The sequence below is a fragment of the Candidatus Pelagibacter sp. genome (genome assembly GCF_052049675.1).
Taxonomy (GTDB): domain Bacteria; phylum Pseudomonadota; class Alphaproteobacteria; order Pelagibacterales; family Pelagibacteraceae; genus Pelagibacter.
In genome coordinates, this window is record NZ_JBNGZM010000001.1 from 1,328,376 (window position 1) to 1,353,661 (window position 25,286).

19 protein-coding genes, 2 tRNA genes and 1 other RNA gene are annotated in these 25,286 nt (G+C 28.4%); 17 read left to right on the forward strand and 5 right to left on the reverse strand.

Going from position 1 to position 25,286, the window contains the following annotated elements; all coding sequences use genetic code 11:
• Positions 1-2: 2 nt before the first annotated feature.
• The gene (locus tag ACTT9L_RS07200; RefSeq protein ID WP_440928623.1) at positions 3-728 is read right to left on the reverse strand and encodes a 20S proteasome subunit A/B; all 726 of its coding nucleotides are present in this window, start codon (positions 726-728) and stop codon (positions 3-5) included.
• 112 nt (positions 729-840) lie between these two features.
• Between ACTT9L_RS07200 and ACTT9L_RS07205 the strand changes: the two genes are divergently transcribed.
• Positions 841-2,286, forward strand: coding sequence for a circularly permuted type 2 ATP-grasp protein (locus ACTT9L_RS07205; RefSeq protein ID WP_440928624.1), 1,446 nt, complete (start codon positions 841-843; stop codon positions 2,284-2,286).
• 2 nt (positions 2,287-2,288) lie between these two features.
• Here the strand turns inward: ACTT9L_RS07205 and carB are convergent, their stop codons facing one another.
• Both carB and carA read right to left on the reverse strand, forming a co-directional pair.
• Positions 2,289-5,513 carry a carbamoyl-phosphate synthase large subunit gene (carB, locus tag ACTT9L_RS07210; RefSeq protein ID WP_440928625.1) on the reverse strand — a complete coding sequence of 1,075 codons (3,225 nt, stop codon included), beginning with the start codon at positions 5,511-5,513 and terminating at the stop codon, positions 2,289-2,291.
• The gene (carA, locus tag ACTT9L_RS07215) at positions 5,491-6,687 is read right to left on the reverse strand and encodes a glutamine-hydrolyzing carbamoyl-phosphate synthase small subunit (protein ID WP_440928626.1); all 1,197 of its coding nucleotides are present in this window, start codon (positions 6,685-6,687) and stop codon (positions 5,491-5,493) included. Before carA ends, carB begins: the two co-directional genes overlap by 23 nt.
• Before the next feature lie 126 nt (positions 6,688-6,813).
• Between carA and ACTT9L_RS07220 the strand changes: the two genes are divergently transcribed.
• From ACTT9L_RS07220 to ACTT9L_RS07240, 5 genes are all read left to right on the forward strand, one after another.
• Positions 6,814-7,275 (forward strand): GatB/YqeY domain-containing protein, encoded by a 462-nt coding sequence (locus tag ACTT9L_RS07220; protein WP_440928627.1) that lies wholly within the window; start codon positions 6,814-6,816, stop codon positions 7,273-7,275.
• Positions 7,275-9,053, forward strand: a complete 1,779-nt coding sequence (dnaG, locus tag ACTT9L_RS07225) for a DNA primase (protein WP_440928628.1) — start codon at positions 7,275-7,277, stop codon at positions 9,051-9,053. Before ACTT9L_RS07220 ends, dnaG begins: the two co-directional genes overlap by 1 nt.
• Positions 9,054-9,119: 66 nt before the next feature.
• Positions 9,120-10,943 (forward strand): RNA polymerase sigma factor RpoD, encoded by a 1,824-nt coding sequence (rpoD, locus tag ACTT9L_RS07230; RefSeq protein ID WP_440928629.1) that lies wholly within the window; start codon positions 9,120-9,122, stop codon positions 10,941-10,943.
• A gap of 3 nt (positions 10,944-10,946) precedes the next feature.
• Positions 10,947-11,021 (forward strand) — tRNA-Val (locus ACTT9L_RS07235).
• A 59-nt stretch (positions 11,022-11,080) separates the two neighbouring features.
• Positions 11,081-11,157, forward strand: a tRNA-Ile gene (locus ACTT9L_RS07240).
• An 11-nt stretch (positions 11,158-11,168) separates the two neighbouring features.
• On the opposite strand, the gene ACTT9L_RS07245 is transcribed toward ACTT9L_RS07240, so the two are convergent.
• Positions 11,169-11,759, reverse strand: coding sequence for an MlaC/ttg2D family ABC transporter substrate-binding protein (locus ACTT9L_RS07245; RefSeq protein ID WP_440928630.1), 591 nt, complete (start codon positions 11,757-11,759; stop codon positions 11,169-11,171).
• A 14-nt stretch (positions 11,760-11,773) separates the two neighbouring features.
• A complete protein-coding gene (locus ACTT9L_RS07250) occupies positions 11,774-12,562 on the reverse strand; it encodes an MlaA family lipoprotein (protein ID WP_440928631.1) in 789 nt (262 codons plus the stop codon).
• A gap of 98 nt (positions 12,563-12,660) precedes the next feature.
• Here ACTT9L_RS07250 and ACTT9L_RS07255 point away from each other — a divergent pair, with 98 nt between their 5' ends.
• From ACTT9L_RS07255 to ACTT9L_RS07305, 11 genes are all read left to right on the forward strand, one after another.
• Positions 12,661-13,398: an N-acetylmuramoyl-L-alanine amidase gene (locus ACTT9L_RS07255; RefSeq protein WP_440928632.1), complete on the forward strand. Its 738-nt coding sequence runs from the start codon at positions 12,661-12,663 to the stop codon at positions 13,396-13,398.
• Positions 13,399-13,439: 41 nt separating this feature from the next.
• Positions 13,440-13,796, forward strand: an RNA gene (rnpB, locus tag ACTT9L_RS07260) — RNase P RNA component class A.
• Positions 13,797-13,974: 178 nt separating this feature from the next.
• A complete protein-coding gene (mraZ, locus tag ACTT9L_RS07265; RefSeq protein ID WP_075536451.1) occupies positions 13,975-14,433 on the forward strand; it encodes a division/cell wall cluster transcriptional repressor MraZ in 459 nt (152 codons plus the stop codon).
• A gap of 10 nt (positions 14,434-14,443) precedes the next feature.
• Positions 14,444-15,925, forward strand: a complete 1,482-nt coding sequence (gene ftsZ / locus ACTT9L_RS07270; RefSeq protein ID WP_440928633.1) for a cell division protein FtsZ — start codon at positions 14,444-14,446, stop codon at positions 15,923-15,925.
• 18 nt (positions 15,926-15,943) lie between these two features.
• Complete coding sequence (rsmH, locus tag ACTT9L_RS07275; RefSeq protein WP_440928634.1) at positions 15,944-16,954, forward strand: 16S rRNA (cytosine(1402)-N(4))-methyltransferase RsmH; 1,011 nt, start codon at positions 15,944-15,946, stop codon at positions 16,952-16,954.
• Positions 16,951-17,256, forward strand: a complete 306-nt coding sequence (locus ACTT9L_RS07280; protein ID WP_440928635.1) for a cell division protein FtsL — start codon at positions 16,951-16,953, stop codon at positions 17,254-17,256. The genes rsmH and ACTT9L_RS07280 overlap by 4 nt, the downstream gene beginning before the upstream one ends.
• On the forward strand, positions 17,256-18,947 hold the full coding sequence (locus tag ACTT9L_RS07285; RefSeq protein WP_440928636.1) for a peptidoglycan D,D-transpeptidase FtsI family protein: 1,692 nt from the start codon (positions 17,256-17,258) through the stop codon (positions 18,945-18,947). The genes ACTT9L_RS07280 and ACTT9L_RS07285 overlap by 1 nt, the downstream gene beginning before the upstream one ends.
• A 2-nt stretch (positions 18,948-18,949) precedes the next feature.
• The gene (locus tag ACTT9L_RS07290; protein WP_440928637.1) at positions 18,950-21,793 is read left to right on the forward strand and encodes a UDP-N-acetylmuramoyl-L-alanyl-D-glutamate--2,6-diaminopimelate ligase; all 2,844 of its coding nucleotides are present in this window, start codon (positions 18,950-18,952) and stop codon (positions 21,791-21,793) included.
• On the forward strand, positions 21,794-22,879 hold the full coding sequence (mraY, locus tag ACTT9L_RS07295) for a phospho-N-acetylmuramoyl-pentapeptide-transferase (protein ID WP_440928638.1): 1,086 nt from the start codon (positions 21,794-21,796) through the stop codon (positions 22,877-22,879).
• Positions 22,879-24,177 carry a UDP-N-acetylmuramoyl-L-alanine--D-glutamate ligase gene (gene murD, locus ACTT9L_RS07300; RefSeq protein WP_440928639.1) on the forward strand — a complete coding sequence of 433 codons (1,299 nt, stop codon included), beginning with the start codon at positions 22,879-22,881 and terminating at the stop codon, positions 24,175-24,177. The genes mraY and murD overlap by 1 nt, the downstream gene beginning before the upstream one ends.
• Positions 24,164-25,285, forward strand: coding sequence for an FtsW/RodA/SpoVE family cell cycle protein (locus tag ACTT9L_RS07305; RefSeq protein WP_440928640.1), 1,122 nt, complete (start codon positions 24,164-24,166; stop codon positions 25,283-25,285). Before murD ends, ACTT9L_RS07305 begins: the two co-directional genes overlap by 14 nt.
• Position 25,286 lies beyond the last annotated feature (1 nt).

The following is a 25,286-nucleotide window of genomic DNA, read 5'->3' on the forward strand; positions in this document are numbered from 1 at the left end:
TTTTATTTTTCCCAATCAAACCTTGGAAAAGAGTCGAAAACTTTAAAAATACCCTCAGACCATTGATTACAAACCTTTGAATAATTTTCATCCGTAATATTTAAACACTCAAGTGTAGATAGATTATCTGCATCTTTTTTTAGCACTGCAAAATCTATTGGAGGCCCAACAGTAAGATCACTTTTTAATGTAGAATCCATTGAAATCAGAGCACATCTTGATGCATCACCAATTGAAACATTTGGTTTAATAACCCTATCAAGAATTGGTTTTCCATATTTGACCTCCCCAATTACAAGATACGGTTTACTGTCAGCTGGCCTTATATAATTTCCTTGAGGATAAACTAAATATAATTCATGTTGCTGGCCCTTAATTTGTCCGCCAACTATAAATGTTGAACCAAGTAAGACATTATCTGTATTAATTCCTTGAGGTGATGAGTGCTCAATATTTAAAGATCCTATATAAGAAGCGATTTGTTCAAAATCATTACACGTGTTTAAATTCATTATACCTGTTGTGCTTTTTAAGTCTTTTTCAATTGATTTATAAACTGCTTGAGAGGTACCTAAATTCCCAGAAGTAACTATTACAACTGTTCTATCACCTACATCGTGAGTCATCATTTTAGAATAAATATTTACATTATCTAATCCAGCATTTGTCCTTGAGTCTGAAGCAAACACAAGACCGTCATTTGTTTTAATTCCTATGCAGTAAGTCATTCAGTAAAATAATTAGTTAATTATAACATTTTTTTAAAATCAATTAAAAGCATAACAGATATATCTAAAATGCATTTGCTTATTTTATTTAAGTATTAAACACTATAGTACTATGGTCTCAAAACTTTGGAAAAACTATAACTCAAGCCATGCTTATGATGGTTATTTTACTAAAGATAATAAACTTCGAAAACACGCTGCAATAATTTCATCAATTTTAGAAAGATACGGTAAAAAAAAACTTCAAGAAATTGAAAAAAATTGTCAAAGTACAATTAGTGCTAGAGGTATAAATTTTAGAGTATATGCAGCTAACAATAGGGCAGAAGAAAAAAAATGGCCCCTTGATATAATACCAAGAATAATACCAAAAACACAATGGAACAAAGTTTCAAAGGGTTTAAAGCAGCGTGTAAAGGCGTTAAATTTATTTATTGATGATGTTTATAATCAAAAAAAAATATTCAAAGATAAAGTAGTACCAAATGAAATTATTTTTAATTCTCCATTTTATGTAAAGGAATGTGAAGGTTTTTCTCCTAAACACAAAGCTTGGTCAAATATTTCTGGAATTGATTTAATTAGAAATACTAATGGTGATTATTTAGTTTTAGAGGATAATTTAAGAGTACCCTCGGGTGTATCTTACATGCTTGAAAACAGGATGGTGATGCGAGATGTATTTCCTGAATTGTTTACAAGATATAAAGTTGCATCAATTCATCAATACACAAATAAATTATTTAACTGCATGGTTGAATGTATTCCAAAAAAAACTTCAAACCCTCATATGGTAGTTTTAACACCTGGTATATATAACTCTGCTTATTTTGAGCACTCTTTCCTAGCTGAACAGATGGGCATTGCTTTGGTTGAGGGAAAAGATTTATTTGTTGAGAACGATATTGTTTATATGAAGACTGTCAAAGGTCCATTAAAGGTTGATTGTATCTATAGACGTCTTGATGACAACTTTTTAGATCCAAAAGTATTTTTCAAAAATTCACTGATTGGGGTGCCAGGATTATTTAAAAGCTGGCGCAAAGGAAATGTTGGTATAATCAATGCAATTGGGACAGGTGTTGCTGACGACAAGGTGGTTTACTCTTATGTTAACAAAATGATTGTTTATTATCTAGGTGAACAACCTATCTTAAATCAGGTAGAAACTTACTTATGTCACAATAAAAATGAGAGAAACTATGTTATTGAAAATATTTCTAAGTTAGTCGTTAAACCTGCTAACGCATCTGGTGGTTATGGTATAATGATTGGTCCTAAAGCAGACAAAAAAGAAAGAGATGAGGTAATAGCTAAAATCAAAAAAAATCCAAGAGAATATATTGCACAACCTCTTGAAACTCTTTCAACTGCACCGACAATTACTGAAAATGATATTGAACCAAGACATCTCGATTTAAGACCATTTGTACTTAGTGGAAAAACTACATATGTCAGCACAGGTGGATTAACTAGGGTTGCGCTTAGGAAAGGGAGTACAATTGTAAATAGTTCACAAGGTGGAGGGTCTAAAGACACTTTAATTGTTGATGTATAGATTTATATATCTTGAAGAGAATTAACTTTTAATTTTTTTGTTTTAAGTGATTTGATTGCCTCCAGACATGCTTGAGCTGTTGACATATTAGTGCAATAAGGAACTTTATTTTTAAGTGTTGCTCTTCTTAATGCTATAGCATCACTTAATCGATATTCAGTATTTCCACCTCCGGTATTTATCACTAATGCAATTTTTTTAGAGTCCAAAACATCGACTATATGAGGATTGCCACTGCTAACTTTATTAATAATTTTACATTTCATTCCATGTTTTCGGATATATTTGGCAGTTCCTTTAGTTGCACATAATTTGAAGTCAAGTTTAAGAAGTGTTTTTGCCAAATCTAATCCCTCGTCTTTATGTGAGTCTTTAAGAGATATAAAAGCCAATCCTTTCTTTGGTAATGAGTTGGCTGCTGCTATTTGACTTTTGGCAAAAGCCATTCCAAAATTTTTATCAAATCCCATAACTTCACCTGTTGATTTCATTTCAGGCCCTAACAATAAGTCACTGTTTGGAAATTTATTAAATGGAAATACAGCTTCTTTAACTGCGTACATACCTTTAGATTTATCTTTTAAATTAAACTTAGATAGTTTTTCACCAGCCATTATTCTTGATGCAATTTTAGCTAGGGGCAACCCTTTTGCTTTTGATACAAAAGGAACTGTTCGACTGGCTCTTGGATTAACTTCAATCACATAAATTTCATCTTTTTTTATTGCAAATTGTATATTCATAAAACCTTTAACATTTAATGCTATTGCTAATTTTTTTGTTTGATTTTCAATTTCTTTAAGAAGGTATGGTTTTATAGACACAGGGGGAAGGCTACATGCTGAGTCTCCTGAATGAATTCCAGCCTCCTCGATATGCTGCATAATACCTGCAACATGAACTTGTTTTCCATCTGATATGGCATCCACATCTACTTCCATTGCATGATCGATAAACTTATCAATTAAAATTGGATTTTCTTCTGCAGCTTTAAATGCTTCTACAACAAATTTTTTAAGTTGATTTTTTTCATGAACAATTTCCATTGCTCTTCCACCTAAAACATAAGAAGGTCTTACCATTAATGGCAATCCTATTTTATCTGCAATTTTTATTGCCTGATTAAATGTCTTTGCAATTCCACTCTCCGCCTGTTTAAGCTTTAATTTATTTAATAAACTTCTAAATCGGTCTCTATCTTCTGCTAGATCTATAGAAGTATATTGTGTTCCTAAAATTGGAAGATTATTGTCATGTAAAAATTTAGCAAGTTTAATTGGAGTTTGGCCACCAAATTGAGCTATTACACCTATAAGATTTCCTTTTTCTTGTTCTTTTTTAATTATGTTAAAAACGAATTCTTCTTTTAAAGGTTCAAAGTATAATCTATCACTTGTATCATAATCTGTTGAAACCGTTTCAGGATTACAATTTACCATTATGGTCTCAAAACCTGCATCTTTTAATGAAAAACTTGCCTGGCAACAGCAATAATCAAACTCAATTCCTTGACCAATTCTATTTGGTCCTCCTCCAAGAATAATTATTTTTTTCTTATTGGATGGATCAGCTTCACATTCTGAGTTAATTGAAAAATTTCTTTGGTAAGTTGAGTACATATAAGGAGTGAAAGATTTAAATTCAGCTGCACAAGTATCTACTTTTTTATAAACCGGAAGTATTTTAAGTGCTGATCTTTTTCTTCTAACAATTTCTTCAGAAGTTTTAGTTAATTCTGAAAGTTTTTTATCTGAAAATCCTATCGATTTTATTCTATTAAATTCTGAAAAATCCCTAGGAAGTCCTTTAGTTTTTAACTGTGTTTCACAATCAACTATCTCTTTAATTTGTTCTAAAAACCAAGGATCAATTTTAGATAAATTATATATTCTCTTTAAGTCTATTTTTTTTCTAATTGCTTCAGCGACTAGCAATATCTTATTTGGAATAGTTTCTTTAAGTTTCTTTTCAATTTGCTTTTTATTTAAATCAAAAATTCTGTCTAAACCTGAAAAACCAGTTTCAAGAGATATCAAAGCCTTTTGTAAAGACTCTTTAAAGTTTCTTCCAATAGCCATTGCCTCACCTACTGATTTCATTGATGTCCCTAAAGTTGCAGGAGAAGTAGAAAATTTTTCAAATGTAAATCTTGGAATTTTAGTCACTACATAATCTATACTTGGTTCAAATGATGCAGGAGTAACTTTAGTTATTTCATTTTTTAATTCATCCAGAGTATAGCCAACCGCTAATTTTGCAGCTACTTTCGCAATTGGAAATCCAGTTGCTTTTGATGCAAGTGCTGATGATCTTGATACACGTGGATTCATTTCAATGACAACCATTCGACCATTTTTAGGATTGATTGCAAACTGAACATTTGATCCTCCAGTTTCAACTCCAATTTTTCTCAAACATGCAATAGATGCATTTCTCATTACTTGGTATTCTTTATCTGTAAGTGTAAGAGCTGGTGCAATTGTTACTGAGTCACCCGTATGAATTCCCATTGGATCTATATTTTCAATCGAGCAAATGATGATACAGTTATCTTTCTTATCTCTTACAACCTCCATCTCAAATTCTTTCCAGCCCTCTAAACATTCCTCTACAAGAACTTGGCTTACTGGAGATTCATGCAATCCATTTTTAACAATCTTGAAATAATCTTTCCTAGTTTTGGCTATTCCCCCACCAAGCCCACCAAGTGTAAAAGCAGGTCTTATAATTGCAGGTAAACCAATTTTTTTTAATACTTTTGTTGCTTGATTATTATTATTTACGATTTCTGATTTTGGTAAATCTAAACCAATATCTATCATATTTTTTCTAAATTTCTTTCTATCCTCTGCATTGGAAATTGCTTTAGAATTCGCCCCGATCAAATCAATTTTGTATTTTTTTAGAATTCCTTTTTTCTCTGCTTCCATTGCAAGGTTAAGTGCAGTTTGTCCTCCCATTGTTGGAAGAATTGCATTGGGTTTTTCTTTTTTTAGAATTTTTTCTAATACATCTAGTGTAATTGGTTCAATATAAGTTTTATCCGCAACATCTGGATCAGTCATAATTGTTGCAGGATTCGAATTTATTAAGACTACTTTATATCCTTCATCTTTAAGGGCTTTACATGCTTGTGTCCCTGAGTAATCAAATTCACATGCTTGTCCTATAATTATTGGACCAGCTCCTACAACTAATATTTTTTTAATATCTTTTCTTTTTGGCATTTTTTTTCATGTTATTAATAAATTCTTGAAACAAATAAACACTATCTTGGGGTCCAGGATTAGACTCTGGATGATATTGAACTGAAAATATTGGTTTATTTTTAAGCTTTATTCCTTCAATAGTATTATCAAAAAGAGACTTATGAGTTACTTCAATTTTTTTTGGTAAAGTTTCTTCAACTACTACAAACCCATGATTTTGACTGGTAATCTCAACTTTGTCATGAACTAAATTTTTAACAGGATGGTTCGCACCTCTATGTCCCAACTTCATTTTTTTTGTTTTACCACCTAAAGCTAATGCCAAAATCTGATGACCTAAACAAATACCAAATATAGGTAAATTATTTTTAATTAGATCATTAATAATTTCTATAGCATATTCCCCTGTTGCAGCTGGATCACCAGGACCATTTGATAAGAATATTCCACTTGGTTTTAGAGCTAAAATTTTGTAGGCACTAGTTTTGCAGGAGACAACTGTTACTTTACAGTTGAAATCAGAGAAATATCTTAAGATGTTTTTTTTAATTCCATAATCAATTGCAACAACATGAAATGAGTTTTTTTTATTTTTTTTATATCCAACCTCTTTTTTCCATGTTTTAAAACCTTTCCAAATATAATTTTTTTGGGTTGAAACTACTTCTGCAAGATCAAGATTTTTTAATCCACTCCATTTTATTGTAGAGTTGGTCAATTTATTAATATTAAATTTTCCTTTTTTTGAATAACTAATAGTACCTTTGGGGGCGCCTTTGTCTCTTATAAAGCTTGTTAGGCTTCTGGTGTCTAAGCCAGTAATTCCAACAATTTTATTTTTCTTTAGCCAAGAGTCTAAATGTAGAAAAGATCTATAGTTTGATGGTGAGGTTATTTCTGAGTTAATTATTACTCCTTTTGCCCATATTTTATCAGATTCATGATCCTCTTTATTCGTCCCAACATTTCCTATATGAGGAAAGGTAAAGTTGATAATTTGACCCGCATATGAAGGATCAGAAATAATTTCCTGATATCCTGTTAATGATGTATTAAAGCAAACTTCGCCTGTAGCTTCTCCTTGATAACCAATTCCAATTCCTTTGAATATCTTTTTATTTTCGAGAACTAAAACGCCTGTATTGATTTGAGATTTTATTTTTGAGTTAGTTTTTTTTGATTTTTTGTTCAATTACAACTCATGAGTTAAAGGTTAATACAATAATTGCTTTATTATCGCAACAGAGATGTAATATAAAATTGTAAAAAAACAATTTTTCTTTTGAAGAATTTTTTCTTTAAAGTAGATTAAAAAATTATGTCATTAAAACAGACCATCGAAAACGAATATAAAAATGCTCTAAAATCAAAAGATAAAAATAAAATATCAACCTATAGGTTAATATTATCTTCTATTAAGGATTTGGACATTGTTAACAGATCAGGCCCCAATAAAAAGGAGACTGATGATGAGGATATTAAGAAACTTTTGAAAAAAATGGTTAAGCAGCGGGCCGAATCAATTGATATTTACAAAAAAAATAACAGAACAGATCTTTTAGAGGTTGAACAAAATGAATATGACATTTTAAAAAGTTTCTTGCCAAAACAGCTTAGTGATGACGAGACTAAGAAAATTTGTGCAGATGTTATTTCGAAAATTGGAGCAAATTCATTAAAAGATATGGGAAAAGTTATGGGTGAACTTAAAAAAACTCATGCAGATGAAATTGATTTTTCTAAAGCAGGATCAATGATCAAAGAATTGTTGAATAAATAATGAAATACCCAAAAGAGTATCTTGATGAAATTAAAAATAGGCTGAAAGTCTCAACGGTAGTATCAAAGTGTGTTTCATTGAAAAAAAGAGGTAAAGAATTTGTAGGTTTATCACCTTTCAAAAATGAAAAAACACCCTCATTTACTGTAAATGATGAAAAAGAATTTTATCATTGTTTTGCAACTTCAGAGCACGGTAATATTTTTGATTTTGTGATGAAAACTCAAAATTTAAAGTTTGGAGAGGCAGTTAAATACTTAGCTCAATTAGCAGGAATGCAACCTTATATGTTTTCAAAACAAGATGAAGAAAGAGAAAAAAAGTGGAATGAGTATAAAACCATTTTTAATCAATATGTTGACTTTTATCATAATGAACTTTTAAAAAATGAAAATCATACAATTGCTAGAGATTATTTAAAAAATAGATCGTTAAGTAAAGATGAAGTAAAAAAATTTAAAATAGGATATATAGAAAAAAATCCAAATTTTTTTGAAAAATTAAAAAAAGATTATAGTGAACAAACTTTAGTCGAGACTGGTTTATTCTATTTAGATGAGAAAAAAAAAATTTATGTAGAAAGATTTAGAGGTCGATTAATATTTCCAATCAATAATATTTCGGGTCAACCAATTGCTTTAGGTGGGAGAATTATTGAAAATTTAGATTATTTAGCTAAATATATAAATTCACCTGAGACCAATTTTTTTAAAAAGGGATCAAATTTATATAATTTAGATCTAGCAAGAAAACTTTCAAATAAAATTGATCATATATATCTAGTTGAAGGATACATGGATGTTGTAGGCCTAAGCAAAAATGGAATTGATAACGTAGTGGCAAATCTTGGAACGTCTTTAACTGACAAACAAATTTTAATTTTAAATCAATTTTTTGATGATATCATAATATGTTTTGATGGTGACGAAAGTGGATACAAAGCTGCTGTTAGAGCAGCAGAAAACTCAATTAAGGAACTAAAACCAGAGAAACAAATTTCTTTTTTATTTTTGCCAGATAAAGAGGATCCTGATAGCTATGTAAACAAAAATGGAAAAAAAAATTTTGTAGGTTTTACAAAAGAAAGCAAATTATCAATTCATCAATTTATTTTTAGTCATTATAAAAAACAAACTAAAAATAATCCATCATCGATGGCTATTTTTGAGAAAAAACTTAGACAAATTACAAATACAATTAAAGATGATTTTATAAAAAAATATGTTTTGGAATATTTTTTAGAAAAAATTGCTGAGTTAACACCACATTATTCTAACCAAAATAATAAAAGATTTTATTCAACGAAAACAAAATCTTTAGAAAGTACAAGAAAATATTTTAAAGAAAGTCAGTCTTTGACTGGAGTTGAATTAAAAGAACTTTCTTTATTATATTTGGTAATAAATAAATTAGATTTGTTGCAAGCAAATATTCATTTGATTGAAAATATAAAGTTATTTACTGAGTTTAATAAAAAAATATTTGAAATTATTCTTGAAAAATTAAAATCTGGTTCAAAAATTAAAATTCAAGATCTTAATCTGGATATTCAAGTAATAGAAAAAATAAATAAATTTGCTCCGATTAAACATATTCTAAAAAATCAATCTGAAAATGATCAAAAAATAATAGAATTATTAGAGGATATCTCTAGAGATTTAATGAATTATGATCTTGAGTTCAGGATTCAGGAATTAGAGTCGAAGTTTTCAGTTGATATGAGCGAGACTACATTTAATGAGCTAAAAGAGCTAAAAAAAAAGCAGAATCTCAATTAAACTGACTAAATTAGTAATAGATTTTTGTATAATTGACATTATATAAGACCCCTAAACTCAAATATTGTGGAAAGAATTATTACAAAATCATTTGCAAGACTAATGGGTCGAGGGATCCATCGAGGATTTATTACTTACGATGAATTAAATAAATCTCTTGGCAAAAGAAATTTGTCTGATGAAAATTTAGCTCAAGCATTTATACACATCCTAGATGAAAATGTAACTCTAGTCGAAAAAAAATCTGACTTTAAAGTTTTAAGAAAAAAAGAAAATTCCAATAAAGAAGAGGGTAAAACAATTGAGAAAAGTGATGACCCAATACGAATGTATCTTAGAGAAATGGGAGGAGTTGAACTACTTTCTAGAGAAGGTGAAATTGCAATAGCAAAAAGGATAGAAGCCGGGAAAGACGTAATGCTGATTGCACTTTCACAGAGCCCTATCACAGCACAACAATTTTTTGAGTGGAATGAGCAACTTCAAAAAGATGAAATTCTTGTTAGAGAAATTATTGATATTGATACAAATTATATGGAAGATGAAACTACTGGACCTAGCGCTAAACAAAAAAATTCAGGTGAAATAGACAAGGATGAAGGTACCTCTGACGATGAAGACGATTTTAATCCAACACTTGCTGCAATGGAAACTGAAATTAAACCAAAAGTTTTAAAAACTGTTCATATACTAACTAAAGAATATACTAAATTAATAAAGTATCAAAAAGAGAAACTTGAACATGTTTTAAAATCTGAAAGTTTGTCACCAGCAAAAGAAAAAGGATATGAAAAATTAGTTAACGATATTTTAGAAAATATAAAATCTCTTCAATTGTCTCCATCAGTTTTAGAGGAATTAGTACAAAAACATTATGTAGAAAATAAAAAAATTATTTCCTTAGAAGGAAATTTATTAAGACTTGCGATTGATAATAAAATATCAAGAAACGAATTTATAAAATTTTATATTGGAAATGAAATTAATCCAAATTTAAAAAAATTCTTAGATACAAATTTAATTTGGAAACAATTTTTTTCGAAAAATAGAGAAGATTTTAAAAATATTAGAGAAAGATTGATCGAAATTAGTCATAAACTTGGAATTTCAGTAACAGATTTTAAAAAATTAGTTAGCAGAATTCAAAAGGGAGAGAAGGAGTCAAGAATTGCAAAAAAAGAAATGGTTGAAGCGAATTTAAGATTGGTTATCTCTATTGCTAAAAAATATACAAATAGAGGTCTTCAGTTTTTGGATTTAATTCAAGAAGGAAACATCGGATTAATGAAAGCAGTTGATAAATTTGAATATAGAAGAGGTTATAAATTCTCAACTTATGCAACATGGTGGATCAGACAAGCAATAACTAGATCAATTGCAGATCAGGCAAGAACTATACGTATTCCAGTTCATATGATTGAAACAATTAATAAAATTGTTAGAACCCAAAGGTTAATTTTAAGTGAGTTTGGCAGAGAAGCAACGCCAGAGGAACTTGCTCAAAAACTTAGAATGCCACTAGACAAAGTAAGAAAAGTTTTAAAAATTTCAAAAGAGCCAGTCTCATTAGAAAAACCTGTAGGAGATGAAGAAGACAGTAGTTTAGGAGATTTTATAGAAGATACAAAAGCTTTAGCTCCACTTGAGCAAGCAATCAAATCAAACTTGGGTGAGGCAACTACAAAAATATTATCTACACTCACACCAAGGGAAGAAAGGGTTTTAAGAATGAGATTTGGAGTTGGAATGAATACTGACCACACATTGGAGGAAGTTGGTTTACAATTTTCAGTTACCAGAGAAAGAATTAGACAAATTGAAGCTAAGGCTTTAAGAAAATTAAAACACCCTAGTAGATCGAAGCAATTAAAAAGTTTCCTTGAAAGTTAGAAAGGGCCGTTAGCTCAATAGTAGAGTACTGCATTGACATTGCAGGGGTAGTTGGAGCGTAACCAACACGGCCCACCATTTTTTTTTATCTTTAATTGATAACTTGGTTAAAATGATATAACAAGTTTTATAGTTTTGGGCCTGTAGCTCAGTTGGTTAGAGCAGTACACTCATAATGTATTGGTCCCAGGTTCGAGTCCTGGCGGGCCCACCAAAAAAATTTTTTTATTTGTTAGAGAATTCTTCTAAGGTTTTAAATAAAATATTAATATCTCCATCATTTGAATTTAAAATTGATGAAAACTCCTCCTTTTGAGTTCTTGCTAGACTTAAACCTTCAATTATCAAATCTCTTATCAATGGATTGTCTGGATTTTTAGTATATATCCTCCAATCAATTTTTACTTCAGGTCTATCAGTTGTTCCAATTAATAGGCTATTTACAATTGTATAATTTTTATTTAGAACCTCTTTACCCTGAACCTCAATTTCTGGATTAGTATACTCTGCTAGTCTACTTGAAAAACTCTTTAAAAAGTAAGACTCAAATAATTCGGAATACTTGATTTTTTGATTTTCATCTAAAGTTTTTCTTACTGGTCCAAGTGAATAAAAACCAACACCTCTAATGTCGACAGTCTCTTTAGCTATTGCCTTTAATTCGTTTATTTTATCGTCTTTAGATATATTTTTTGACAAAATATTAGATGCCCTATTTACTGTAGATTGAACAAATACATCTGGTTCTATTGAATAAGAATTTGTTAAAATTAATGTAAAAGAAAATAAAACTAATAAAAATTTACTAAATTTCATTAAGCTAGTTTTAATTACTGAGTTTCTATCTCTTCCCAATCACTATCATCTTGGGTTTCAATAATTTTATTTGTGTTTAAAATTTTCTGCTGCCTATCTTGTAAATATAAACTTTTTACTGAAGCGTAAAAATCAATTGAATTTTTTTCTAAATTTTCTATAGCATCATAGTTTTTAGCTCTAAAATCTATGCCACTTGTAACTCTTGATGCATAATAATCAAAATCACTGAAATGCTGTGTATCGTTTACAACTGTTACATTATACCAAGCATCTCCGCCAACAAAGTTTGCTACAGATGCAGTTGCATCTCTAACTGTGCTAGGTCCTAAAACAGGTAAAACTAAATAGCAACCAGGACCTACACCCATTGTTGCTAAAGATTGACCATAATCTTCTTTCTCATATTCAGGAAAACCTAAATGTTGAGCTACGTCAATTAAACCTAAAATGCCAACCGTTGTGTTAATAACAAATCTGCCAGAATTAACTCCAGCTTTTTTTAAATCCCCTTGCAAAATATTATTTGGAATTGTTACAAGTGTAGATAGATTATTAAGAGAGTTACTTACTCCAGTTTTGACTGGAGAAGGTAGGACTCTGTATGCACTAGCAACTGGTTGAAACAATATTCCATCTAAAGCTTGGTTAAAAGCGAAAGTAGCTCTGTTTATAGTCTCAAAACAATCTTTAACTTCAGTGGGTTTATTTTTTTTTAAGATTAATTCACCATCAGATCCAGCGTTCGCGTTGAACGCTGTTAAAAAAATTAAAGTTATTAAAAGTACTAATTTTCTAAACATTACAATCTGTATAATATATAAAATTTAAATGTAAATTAAGAATTATTTTAAAAAAATGACTATAAAATGTCTATAAAGTAGCCAAATTTAATAAATAAATGAACATAAATACAACTCTGAATTACTCACCCAATTTTGATATTAAAAAAAGAAGATTTGAACAAATTAAATTTATTATTTTCCATTATACAGGTATGAAAAATGATAAAGAGGCAATCAATCGTCTTACTGATGTTAAATCAAAAGTCAGTAGCCATTTTTTAATAAGAGACAACGGAAAGATAATAACTTTAGTGCCAGAACTTTATGTTAGTTGGCATGCAGGAATTTCGTCATGGCAAAATTTCAAATCAATTAATAAACACTCAATTGGTATAGAAATAAGTAATCCAGGTCACGATAATAAGTATAAAAATTTTCCAAAAAAACAGATTAAATCAATATTAAAACTAAGCAAATATTTAATTAAAAAATATAAAATTAAAAATAAATTTATTTTGGGGCATTCTGACATTGCTCCTTTAAGAAAAAAAGATCCTGGTGAAAAATTTCCTTGGAAACATTTATCCAAAAATAATGTTGGATTATGGCATGATTTAAATGAAAAAAAACTTTTTGAAACAAGAGAGTTAAAAGTTTATAAATATCACAAAATTAATTTTTTTAAAAATTTATATAAAATAGGTTATTCAAGAGTCTTAAATAAAGACAAAAATAAAAATATCAAATTACTTACAAAAGCTTTTCAAAGAAGATTTAGGCCATCATTAATAAATGGTATAATTGATCAAGAATGCTTATTAATAAGTAAAAATATAGCGAAAAAATTTAAATAATATTCCTTGAAAATATAAACTTAAGTAATAAATTGTAATTGCCAGATAAACGACTTATCGCTTTAATTCATTTTAAAGAGGAAAGTCCGGGCTCTACAAGGACACAGTGCCAGGTAATACCTGGCGGGGGAAACCCTAGGGATAGTGCCACAGAAAATAAACCGCCATAACATGGCAAGGGTGAAAAGGTGTGGTAAGAGCGCACCGGTTCTATTGGTAACAATGAACGCTGGAAAACCCCACTGGGAGCAAGACTAAGTAGAGATGACATTGTTGAAAAACTAAAAGCCGTCCTTGGCTAGTCATCAGGGTTAGTTGCTTGAGCTTAAGAGTGATCTTAAGCCTAGACAAATGATAGGTTTAAATGACAGAACCCGGCTTATAGTTTATCTGGCACTTCAAATCAAAATATCATTATAGGTTTCTTTGTTTGTTCTCATTTTTTAAGTACTAGTGTCTATTTTCATTATCACTAAAACAATAATAGTGCCTAAATAATAGGTATTGACCTTCAGTTCTAAAACCCATAATATCCCATAAATTCCCATTATATGGGAATAAAGGGATTTATGTTTTATGTTTTTATCAACATACGAAAACAAATTAGACAAAAAAGGGAGAGTATCTGTGCCTGCTAGTTTTAGGTCACATTTATCCAATCTAGGTTACAATGGTGTTATTTGTTATCCATCATTTAATAATTCCTCGATAGAAGCGTGTTCTCAAGATAGAATTGAAAAAATTTCTTCAGCAATTGATTCTTTAAATCCTTTTGAGGAAAAAAGAGATTACTTTGCAACATCAATATTAGCAGAAAGTATAAATTTACAATTCGACAGTGAAGGCAGAATTTCACTTTCATCAAAATTATTAAAACATGCAAAAATAAAAAATAGCATGTTGTTTGTTGGTCAAGGCCAAACATTTCAAATATGGGAGCCAACAGCATTTGAAAAATTTAAGATAACAGCGAGGAAAAAAGCAAATATTAATCGTGGTAATCTTAAATGGGAGCTTCAACATAACAAACAATAGGGGATAAAAGATGACAATTAACTTTAAAGCACCAGAGATAAAAGAGCTACAGCCACGACTACTAGTTTTAGGAGTTGGTGGAGCTGGCGGAAATGCAATTAACGAAATGATAGAAAATAATCTACAAGGTGTAGAATTTATCGCAGTAAATACTGATGCTCAAGATTTGAAGCTTAGTAAAGCTAAAACAAGAATTCAAATTGGTTTGAATTTAACAAAAGGTTTAGGAGCAGGAGCAAAACTTGATATCGGTCAAGCAGCTGCTGATGAATCTTTAAATGAAATTGTAAACACACTTCAAGGTGCAAACATGGTTTTTATTGCAGCTGGTATGGGTGGTGGAACGGGCACTGGTGCTGCTCATGTCATCGCAAGAGCTGCTAAAGAATTAAATATCTTAACTGTAGGTGTTGTGACTCTTCCATTTTTATATGAAGGCCCCTCTAGAATGAGAAGAGCACAACAAGGTTTGGAAGAGTTAAGAAAACATGTTGATACAATAATTGTAATTCCAAACCAAAACCTATTCAAAATAGCAAATGAACAGACAACTTTTGAAGAATCATTTAACTTATCAAACAATGTATTGATGCATGGTGTTCAAAGTATAACTGATTTGATGGTTAGACCTGGTTTAATTAACTTAGATTTTGCTGATGTTGAAACTGTTATGGCAGCAATGGGTAAAGCTATGATGGGAACAGGAGAGGCTGAAGGAGAAGGTAGAGCTCTTAAAGCGGCAGAAATGGCAATCAGCAATCCACTAATAGATGACTATACTTTAAAAGGTGCAAAAGGCTTATTGGTAAATATTACCGGTGGTAAAGATCTTAAACTTTTTGAAGTTGATGAAGCTGTAAATAAAGTAAGAGCTGAAGTTGATCCTGAAGCAGAGTTAATTATTGGTGCAATCACTGATACTGAGCTAGATGGAAAAATGAGAGTTTCAATTGTTGCAACATCATTAGATGGTCAACAACCTGAGTCAAAATCAGTTGTGAATATGGTTCATCGAATTCAAAACCGTAATCCTGGTTATTCAGATTTTTCAAATATGGGATCATCTCAATCTTTTAATTTTTCCAAAACAACAGCATCAAACCCCATTACACATGGTGCCAATGCTTTAAAACTTGAAAATGAGATTATCCAAGAACAACAAACTGAAAGTTCTAATAATCAAATGATGAATGAAGATGTTGTTCAAAATACTAACATGGAAAGTGAAAGTATAGTTGAGGATAGCTCAGTTAATGAAATTGAGAAATCTTTTGCTCAAGAAGCTATGGAAACTACTCATGAAAATTATCAGGATACCAACAATGAAGAGGAAATCTCTAATGATTTAAAAGAATTTGGAGTTGACTCAGATGCACCAGATTTATTTAGTTCAGAGTCTGATAATTCAAGCCCTGAAGATTTATTGACTTCAGATGAAGAGGAAGAAGACGATCTTGAGATACCAGCATTCTTAAGAAGACAAAAAAATTAATGGTCTTCCAAGAGATAAATGGACGCCACCATAGTACCGAAAATGCAAAAGCATTATCCGGTACTGCTAAAAGAAATTATTAGCGTTATTTCCCCTCAACATGGTGGCACATTTATCGATTGTACTTTCGGTCAAGGCGGTTATTCCAAAAATATTTTAGATTTTCAAAATACAAAAGTAATAGCAATTGATAGAGACATAGAGAGTGCAAAAATTGCTAATCAATTAAAAGAAAAATTTGAAGATAGATTTATTTTTAAAAATATAAAATTTAGTCAATTAAGTAATTTAAAGCTTAAAAATGAAAATATAAGAGGTGTAATTTTTGATCTTGGTTACTCTTATACTCAAATTAAAGATCCAAAAAAAGGATTATCATTCGATGCCAGCGGTAAATTAAATATGCAGTTAGGATTAAATAGTTGTACAGCGGAAGATGTAATTAACAAACTCGATGAAAAAGAATTAGAAAAAATTTTTAAATTTTTTGGAGATGAAAAAGAGGCAAAATTTATTGCACGAAATATCATAAAAGAAAGATCTAAAAATCAAATTGATACTAAATCTTTAGTTGAAATTATTGATAAATCAAAAAAAAGAAAAAATTTTAAAGTTCATAATGCGACCAAGGTTTTTCAGGCTCTTAGAATATTTGTAAATAAAGAGATAAGTGAGCTAATTTTTGGACTTATTAATGCCACTAAAGTTTTAAAAAAAGGTGGTGTTTTGGGGGTAGTTACATTTCACTCTTTAGAGGATAAAATAGTAAAATATTTTTTTAAAAGTCTATCTGAAAATAAAAGTATTTCACGATATAGCCCGGTTATTGAGCAAGTAGATACACTGTTTAACTTAATTCAAAAAAAACCAATAACACCCTCAGATGAGGAGGTGAATGAAAACCCACCATCTAGATCTGCTAAATTTAGATATGCGATTAAAAAAACAGATTTTTATAATTTTGATACCGATATAGAGGAGCAATTCAGAAATTACATTGAAATTGAAAATTATGGAGACAAACTGTGAAAAAGTTTGCTTTAGCAGTAGTCATTTTTTTTTTAGTCCTATCAACTGCAATAATAAAAAATACGACTAAACAGATTGAAGATGAAATATTTACTGCAAAAGAGAATATTAGAATTTTAAAGACTGAATTTGAAAATGTATCCTTGGAGTATGATTATTTAAGTTCCTCAGAAACTTTACTTGAATATCAGTCTTTGTATTTTGAGGATGAGTTAATTCAAAAAAATATAAATGATATAAGAGTCTACAACATTTCAAATGATGTAAATAAAATTCAAAATTTTAAAATTATTAAAGAGTAATGGCTGATAATAAATTGAAATTAACTATAGAGGACTATAAAAGTGATTTTACATTTAAGAAAAAAGAAAATGGATTAAATATTCAATTTAATCGTGTAGCTTTTATTTTCTTTGTTTTTTTTATTATATATTTAATTTATACAATACACCTTGTTCACTTAGGTTCACGAAAGAGTAAATTAGAAAAAATCAATAATCTTCCTGCATCTAAAAATCAGCTTTATAGAGCAGACATCATAGATATTAATGGAAATTATTTAGCTAAGACAGTTAAATCGATTGATATAGGTTTAAAAACTTCAGATATAATCAATGAAAAAAAATTACTACTAAGTTTAAATATTATTTTTCCTAATAAAAATTTTGATGAAATTAAAAAAAAAATAAAAACTAAGAAATTTTTTTATTTAGAGAAGAAAATTTCAGAAGAAAATTATGAAAAAATAATGAAATTAGGGGACAAATCTTTAGTTCCAGAAGAAAGAGTTTTAAGAATGTATCCACAAAAAAATCTTTTTAGTCATGTTTTAGGTCAAATAGATGATGATAATAATGGTATTTCTGGATTAGAAAAATCTTTAAATGATGAACTTAGAAAATCAAAAGAGTCAATTAAACTTACCTTAGATAAAGATATTCAATTTTTAATTAGAAAAGAATTAATTAAATATCAGGAAATTTTTAAAAGCAAAGGTAGTGCAGCCATTTTAATGAATGTTAATAATGGCAATATTTTATCATTAGTTTCTCTGCCAGATTTTAATCCAAATGAAAGACAAAATATTACAGATGTGAATTATATTAACAGGGTAACTAAAGGAACATATGAACTTGGGTCAGTATTTAAAGCATTTACTTTTGCTAGCGCTTTAAATGAAAAGGTAATTAAACCAGAGACTGAATTTTTAAATTTACCCAAATCAATTAAATGCGACAAACACAGAATAGGTGAGTACGACAATGAAATACCATCAGATTTAACTGCAGAGCAAATTTTAGTTAGATCTGGAAATATAGGATCAGTAAAAATTGCCCAAAAGGTTGGCTCAGAAAAATTTAAATTATTTTTAGAAAAAGTTGGTGTGTTAAGTGATATTGATTTTGATATTGAAGAAGTTGCTCCTCAAAAAAATTATGATTTTGGAAAATGCAGATTAGCTACAGCTTCTTTTGGACATGGAATAGCAACTACAATTCTTCAATTAGCAAAAGGTTATTCTGTTTTATCAAATGGTGGGTATGAAATTAAGCCAACATTAATTTATAAAGAAAATAATTTTAATAAAAAAAATAAAAGAATATTAAACAAAGGTATTTCAGAACAAGTTGTTGGCGCTTTAAGAAAAATTGTAAATACTGAGGAAGGGACAGCTAAATTTGCAGATGTTCAAAATTATGAAATTGGTGGAAAAACAGGAACCGCTGATCAACCTGAAGGAGGAGCATATTCTGATGCAAAAATAAATACTTTTGCCTCCATTTTTCCCACATCAAATCCACAATTTGTTTTTGTTGTAATGCTAGATACTCCAAAAAAATCTAAAGATTATTATTATAAGTATAGACACCGAAAAGGAGGGTGGAAGGGTACACTTTATAATACAGCTGGCTGGACTTCAGTAGAGGTAGCAGGAAAAGTCATAGATAAAATCGGGCCTATTTTAGCCACAAAATATATAGAGGTTAATTAATTATGCTTCTAGGAAACTACTTTCATAAAATAAATAAAAATTATAAAAATTTTTCTTTTTCAGGAATTTCATTTAACACGAAGAGTATTAAAAAAAATAATATTTTTTTTGCTATCAAAGGAAATAGTATTAATGGTAATAAATTTATACCTAAAGCAATTAAAAAAGGATCTAAAATTATTGTAAGCGAAAGAAAAACAAATCCATTCCAAAATGGAATTTTGTATATCCATACAAATAATGTAAGAAAATTATTAGCTGAAACAGCTTTTAAAATTTATAATAAAAAACCAAAAAATTTAATTGCAGTTACTGGCACAAACGGAAAATCATCAGTTGCAGATTTTTATTATCAAATATTAAAATTAAATAATAAAAAATGTGCTTCAATTGGCACATTAGGTGTTAAATCAAAAAGTATTAATTTGAATTTATCTAATACCACAATAGATCCAATCAAATTAGCTAAAATATTAAGTAAGTTAAAAGAACAAAAAATAGAAAATGTAATTATGGAAGCTTCAAGCCATGGTTTAAAGCAAAATAGATTAGATGGTTTAAAGTTTAATTCAGGTATATTTACTAATCTATCCCAGGATCATCTTGATTACCATAAAAATTTAAAAAACTATTTAAATGCAAAACTTTATTTATTTGAAAATCTTATCTCAAAAGGAGGAAATGTAATTACAGATAAATTAATACCTGAGTTTAAAAAAATAAAAAAAATTGCAATTAATAAGAAATTAAAATTGCATACACTTAATGATGAAAAAAATAATCTAAAGCTTTTATCTCATAATTTTAAAGGAGAGGGTCAATTTTTAAGAATTAAATTAAATAGTTCAATAAGGAACATAAATTTAAATTTAATTGGAAAAATACAATTAAAAAATGTTTTGATGGCAATAATTGCAGCAAAATATAGTGGTATTAGTTTAGAGAAAATTTTAAATACAATTCCAAAATTAAAACCAGTTGAGGGAAGGTTTGAAAAAATTGGTAAAATTAAAAATCAATCAAAAGTAATTCTTGATTATGCTCATACGCCTGATGCTCTAAAAACGTGTCTTCTAAATCTTAGAGAACAATTTCCTAATAAAACAATCACAGTTCTATTTGGTTGTGGGGGGAATAGGGATCAAAATAAAAGATCAAAAATGGGGAAAATAGCTAGTGATTTTGCAGATAGTATCATTCTTACAAATGATAATCCTAGATTTGAAAATCCTCAAAAAATAAGAAGAGATATAAAAAAAGGAATCAAAAAAAAAAGAATTACAGAAATTTCTAATAGAGCAGTAGCAATAAAAAAAGCTATTCATAATTTGAATTCAGGTGATATTTTGTTAGTCGCTGGAAAAGGCCATGAGAAAACACAAGATATTGGAAGTAAAAAAATTTTCTTTTCGGATAGAAAAGTAATTTTAAATACTATTAAGAATAAAAATAATAATTTATCAAATAATTTAAAATTAAATGTAATTAAAGATACAGCTAAAATTAAAAAATTGTCCACTTCCATATCTTTAAAAACAGCAAGAATTAATTCTCAAGAAGTCACCAGAAATGATATTTTTTTTGCTATTAAAGGAAAAAAAAATGATGGTAATAAATTTGTTGCACAATCATTCAATAGAAAAGCATCGTTGGCTGTAGTAAACAAAATTCAAAATAACTTAAATAAAAGTCGTCAGATTAAAGTAAAAAATACTTTAAAATTCTTAACAGATATTTCAAAAACTTTTAGAAAAAGTATTGATACAAATATTATAGCTATCACGGGCAGTTGTGGCAAAACTACACTTAAAGAATTACTGGGCAACGGATTAAGTAAAATTACCAAAGTAAGTATTTCTCCAAAATCTTATAACAATAAATTTGGGGTTCCTTTGAGTCTATTTAATTTAAAACAAAATGATGAGTTTGGAATTTTAGAAGTTGGAATGGATAAAAAAGGTGAAATTGATTATTTATCAAAAATTATAGAACCAGATGTTGGAGTGATAACAAACATAAATTATGCACATGCTAAAAATTTTAAAAATATTAAACAAATTGCTTTGGCAAAATCTGAAATAATTAACAATATAAAACCTTATGGTTATGTTGTATTAAATGCAGATGACAGCTTTTTTCAATTACACAAAAAAATTGCCATAAAAAATAAAATTAAAGTAGTTTCTTTTGGAATTAAAAGTCAGATATCAGATATTAAATTAATTAATGTAAAGCCTTATGGAACAAAATTTAAAATTAATATTAGATTAAATAATAAAAAAAAATATTTTATATTATCTAATGATTTTCAAAACAATATATATAATACACTTTCTGCTTTAGCAGTTATTAGTATTTATAAAAATATATTTAAACTTAAGGAAAATATTTTTCTCGATTTCAAAATTCCAGGAGGAAGGGGAGATCATTCTGTAGTAAAAATTGAGAATAAAAAAATTAATTTAATTGATCAAAGTTATAATTCAAATCCTCTATCATTAAAATCAGCCATAAAAAATTTTGATAAAATAAACTCAAAAACATCAAAGAAATATTTACTAATTGGTGATATGTTGGAGCTTGGTAGTCATTCTAAAAAACTTCATCAATCTATTGCTCCAATAATTAATCAAACCAAGATAGATAAAGTATTTGTGAAAGGTAAAATGGCATCCATAATATTTGAAAGTATCTCAAAAGCCAAAAAAGGTGGGATTTTATTAAATAAATCTCAAATTATTGAATTGATCAAAAAAGATTTAAATAATAATGATTATTTAATGGTTAAAGCCTCACTTGCGACAGGATTCAACGACATAGTAAAAGACCTGAGAGGATCACATTAAATGCTTTATCAATTTTTATTAAATTTTGTAGATACTTTTAGTTTTTTAAATGTATTTAAATATTTAACTTTTAGAACAGGATTATCTTTTTTCACCTCATTGGTTATTGTGCTGATTATTGGTGGTCCTTTTATTCAATTTTTTTCAAAACAAAAAATTTTAAATCCAATCCGGGACGATGGACCTGAAGATCATATAGTTAAAAAAATTGGCACACCAACAATGGGAGGTTTAATAATTTTATTTGGCTTGTTGGTATCAGTAATATTTTGGGCAGATTTATCAAATATTAATATTTTATTTTGTATCTACATAGCAATTACTTTTGGTTTATTAGGAGCGTATGATGACTTTAAGAAGATTAAATTTAGCAACTCATCAGGAATTTCTTCCAAGTTTAAAATAATTTCACAAATAATATTAGCGATTATAGGAGTGAGTTTATTTGTTTATTTAAACGATTATCAAGATTTAAATAATTTATATTTTCCATTCTTTAAAAATTTAATCATTAACCTTGGATGGTTTTTTATACCATTTGCAATATTTGTGATTATTGGTTCGTCTAATGCTGTTAACCTTACGGATGGATTAGATGGTCTAGCAACAGTACCTGTAATATTAGTTGCAGCATGTTTTGCATTTATAAGTTATGTTACTGGAAATATAGTATTTTCGAATTATTTACAAATTCCCTACATCGAAGGAACCGGTGAAGTAGCAATATTTTGTGGGGCAATTATTGGCTCTTGTCTAGGTTTCTTGTGGTTCAATGCTCCACCAGCTAAAATTTTTATGGGTGATACAGGTTCATTATCTCTTGGAGGATCTTTAGGTGCAGTAGGAATTATCACAAAACATGAAATTGTTTTAGCTATAACTGGTGGACTTTTTGTACTAGAGGCAGTTTCAGTAATGGTTCAGGTGATTTCGTTTAAACTTACTGGAAAAAGAATTTTTAGAATGGCGCCTATTCATCATCATTTTGAGAAAAAGGGATGGCCAGAGTCTACAGTTGTAATTAGGTTTTGGATTATCTCTATCATCCTAGCAATGATTGGTTTAGCTACCTTAAAATTAAGATAATGAAAATATTCAATAATATTTTTTTTGGAAAAAAAATATTAATTTATGGTTTAGGAAAGAGTGGCATTTCATCTTATAAGTTTTTAAAAAACAAGTCCGATGTTTATTTGTTTGATGATAATCACAAAAATAATTTAAAAATCAAAAACAAAATAATTAGGTTAGAGCAAATTCAAAAAATAAATTTTGATAGAATTATTATTAGTCCTGGAATTGATATTTCAAATTGTAAATTATCGAAATTTTTAAAGAAAAATTTTAAGAAAATTCATACTGACCTTGATGTATTGTTTTCATTTTATAACAATGAAAGTATTACGATTACTGGAACTAACGGTAAATCTACAACTGCTAAAATTTTAAATGATGCTTTAATCGATCAAAAAAGAGACTCAAGACTTATTGGGAATATTGGCAATCCAGCGTTATCAGAAAAAAATATTACAAAAAAAACAATCTTTGTAATAGAGGCTTCTTCTTATCAGCTAGATTACAGTAGCGTATTTAGATCAAAATATGCGATAATTTTAAACATAACCCTAGACCACATTGAGAGACATAAAAGTTTAAAAAATTATGTAAATGCAAAATTTAAATTATTAAAATCTCAAGTAAGTGGATCTTTTGCATATGTAAAAAAAGAAGATGAACTAATAACTAAAAAATTAAATAAAAACACATATAGTTCAAAAATCTACAGAGTACAGACTTCAAGTATAGATAAAAAGTTTAATAAAATTACTAATAAATATTTTTTATCTGATGGCAATAAAGAAAATTTATCATTTATATTAAAAATTGCTCCAAGATTAAAACTTAATTACAAAAAATTAATTGAAACAATTAATAAATTTAAAGGCCTAGATTTTAGACAACAAATTATATTTGACAAAAAAAATCTCACAATAATTAACGACTCTAAATCTACAAGCTTTGCTTCCTCAGAAAATATATTAAAACATTTAAATGATGCGTATTGGATATTAGGAGGAATCCCCAAAAAAGGAGACAAATTTAAACTATCAAAAATAAAGAGTAAAAATATCAAAGCTTATATTTTTGGATTGCATCACAGAAAATTTAAAAAAATTTTAAAAAATAGATTAAAAATTAAAAATTTTAAAAATTTAAAAGAAACTCTTAAAGTTATTTTCTCAGAAATTAATATTCAACAATCTAAAAAAAATATTATTTTTTTCAGTCCAGCTGGAGCTTCATTCGATAGCTTTAAAAATTTTGAAGATAGAGGGTATTATTTTAATCAAATAATTAAAAAGTATATAAATGCAAAGCGATAGTATTTTTTATAAATTTTATTATCAATGGTGGAAAAACATAGATAAATCTATTTTTTTACTAATAAGTTTATTATTTGTTATTGGATTATTTTTTTCTTTAGTTTCAACTTCTCTAATAGCTTCTGATAAGCTAGATACCAACAGTTATTTCTTCTTTTTTAAACATTTGATTTATGTGTTAATTGGAATATTTCTTATTTTTATATTTTCCTCTTTAAATTCAGATCAATTATATAAATACTCTATTTTTCTTTTTTTTATTTCACTTATTTCTTTATTTTTTGTGCCATTTGTTGGTGTTGAAGTTAAAGGTTCTAAAAGATGGATAGACTTATTTTTCTTACCACGATTTCAGCCCATAGAAGTTCTAAAACCATTTTTGGTAATTATTTTAGCAACTATTTTATGTGATATTAGATCAAATATTTTATTTAAATATTTGATATCTATCATTTTGATATCTATCATTTCTCTACTATTAATAGTTCAACCAGATATTGGCCAAACTTTACTAGTGGTATTTTGTTGGGCCACTCTAATCTTCACATCAGGAATTAATATATATATTCTTTTAGCTATATTTATTACCGGTACATTTTTGCTTGCCTATCTTATTATTTATGTTCCTAGGTTTGATTATATCCAAGGACGAATTTTTTCATTTTTTAATAGAGAAACAGGCACTCATAATTTTCAATCTGATAAAGCAATAGAGTCAATTACAAGCGGGGGTTTCTTTGGAAAAGGTGTAGGTGAAGGAGTTCTTAAAAATAGAGTTCCCGAAGCTCATACTGACTACATTATTTCAGTAATTTCTGAAGAGTTTGGTGTTGTTGCCATAATCTTAATATTATTATTGTTTTTGATCTTAATTTATATGGTTTTTAAAAAAATAAGTTTTGAGACAAATGATAAAGTTAAACTTATTTTAATTGGCTCTATTAGTTTAATATTAATGCAGGCCACTATTCATGTAGGGGTTAATATAAGATTATTTCCAACTACTGGAATGACGTTACCTTTTTTAAGTTATGGTGGTTCATCGATAATAAGTACATCAATATTAGCTGGGATAATTTTAAATTTAACAAAAAGAAAAATAACTTAAT

Bases quoted from the DNA above. Each gene is read 5' to 3' on its own strand.
- ACTT9L_RS07200 (WP_440928623.1), bottom strand. From the start codon at position 728: ATGACTTACTGCATAGGAATTAAAACAAATGACGGTCTTGTGTTTGCT.
- ACTT9L_RS07205 (WP_440928624.1), top strand. From the start codon at position 841: ATGGTCTCAAAACTTTGGAAAAACTATAACTCAAGCCATGCTTATGAT.
- carB (WP_440928625.1), bottom strand. From the start codon at position 5,513: ATGCCAAAAAGAAAAGATATTAAAAAAATATTAGTTGTAGGAGCTGGT.
- ACTT9L_RS07220 (WP_440928627.1), top strand. From the start codon at position 6,814: ATGTCATTAAAACAGACCATCGAAAACGAATATAAAAATGCTCTAAAA.
- dnaG (WP_440928628.1), top strand. From the start codon at position 7,275: ATGAAATACCCAAAAGAGTATCTTGATGAAATTAAAAATAGGCTGAAA.
- ACTT9L_RS07245 (WP_440928630.1), bottom strand. From the start codon at position 11,759: ATGAAATTTAGTAAATTTTTATTAGTTTTATTTTCTTTTACATTAATT.
- ACTT9L_RS07250 (WP_440928631.1), bottom strand. From the start codon at position 12,562: ATGTTTAGAAAATTAGTACTTTTAATAACTTTAATTTTTTTAACAGCG.
- ACTT9L_RS07255 (WP_440928632.1), top strand. From the start codon at position 12,661: ATGAACATAAATACAACTCTGAATTACTCACCCAATTTTGATATTAAA.
- mraZ (WP_075536451.1), top strand. From the start codon at position 13,975: ATGTTTTTATCAACATACGAAAACAAATTAGACAAAAAAGGGAGAGTA.
- ftsZ (WP_440928633.1), top strand. From the start codon at position 14,444: ATGACAATTAACTTTAAAGCACCAGAGATAAAAGAGCTACAGCCACGA.
- rsmH (WP_440928634.1), top strand. From the start codon at position 15,944: ATGGACGCCACCATAGTACCGAAAATGCAAAAGCATTATCCGGTACTG.
- ACTT9L_RS07285 (WP_440928636.1), top strand. From the start codon at position 17,256: ATGGCTGATAATAAATTGAAATTAACTATAGAGGACTATAAAAGTGAT.
- ACTT9L_RS07290 (WP_440928637.1), top strand. From the start codon at position 18,950: ATGCTTCTAGGAAACTACTTTCATAAAATAAATAAAAATTATAAAAAT.
- mraY (WP_440928638.1), top strand. From the start codon at position 21,794: ATGCTTTATCAATTTTTATTAAATTTTGTAGATACTTTTAGTTTTTTA.
- murD (WP_440928639.1), top strand. From the start codon at position 22,879: ATGAAAATATTCAATAATATTTTTTTTGGAAAAAAAATATTAATTTAT.
- ACTT9L_RS07305 (WP_440928640.1), top strand. From the start codon at position 24,164: ATGCAAAGCGATAGTATTTTTTATAAATTTTATTATCAATGGTGGAAA.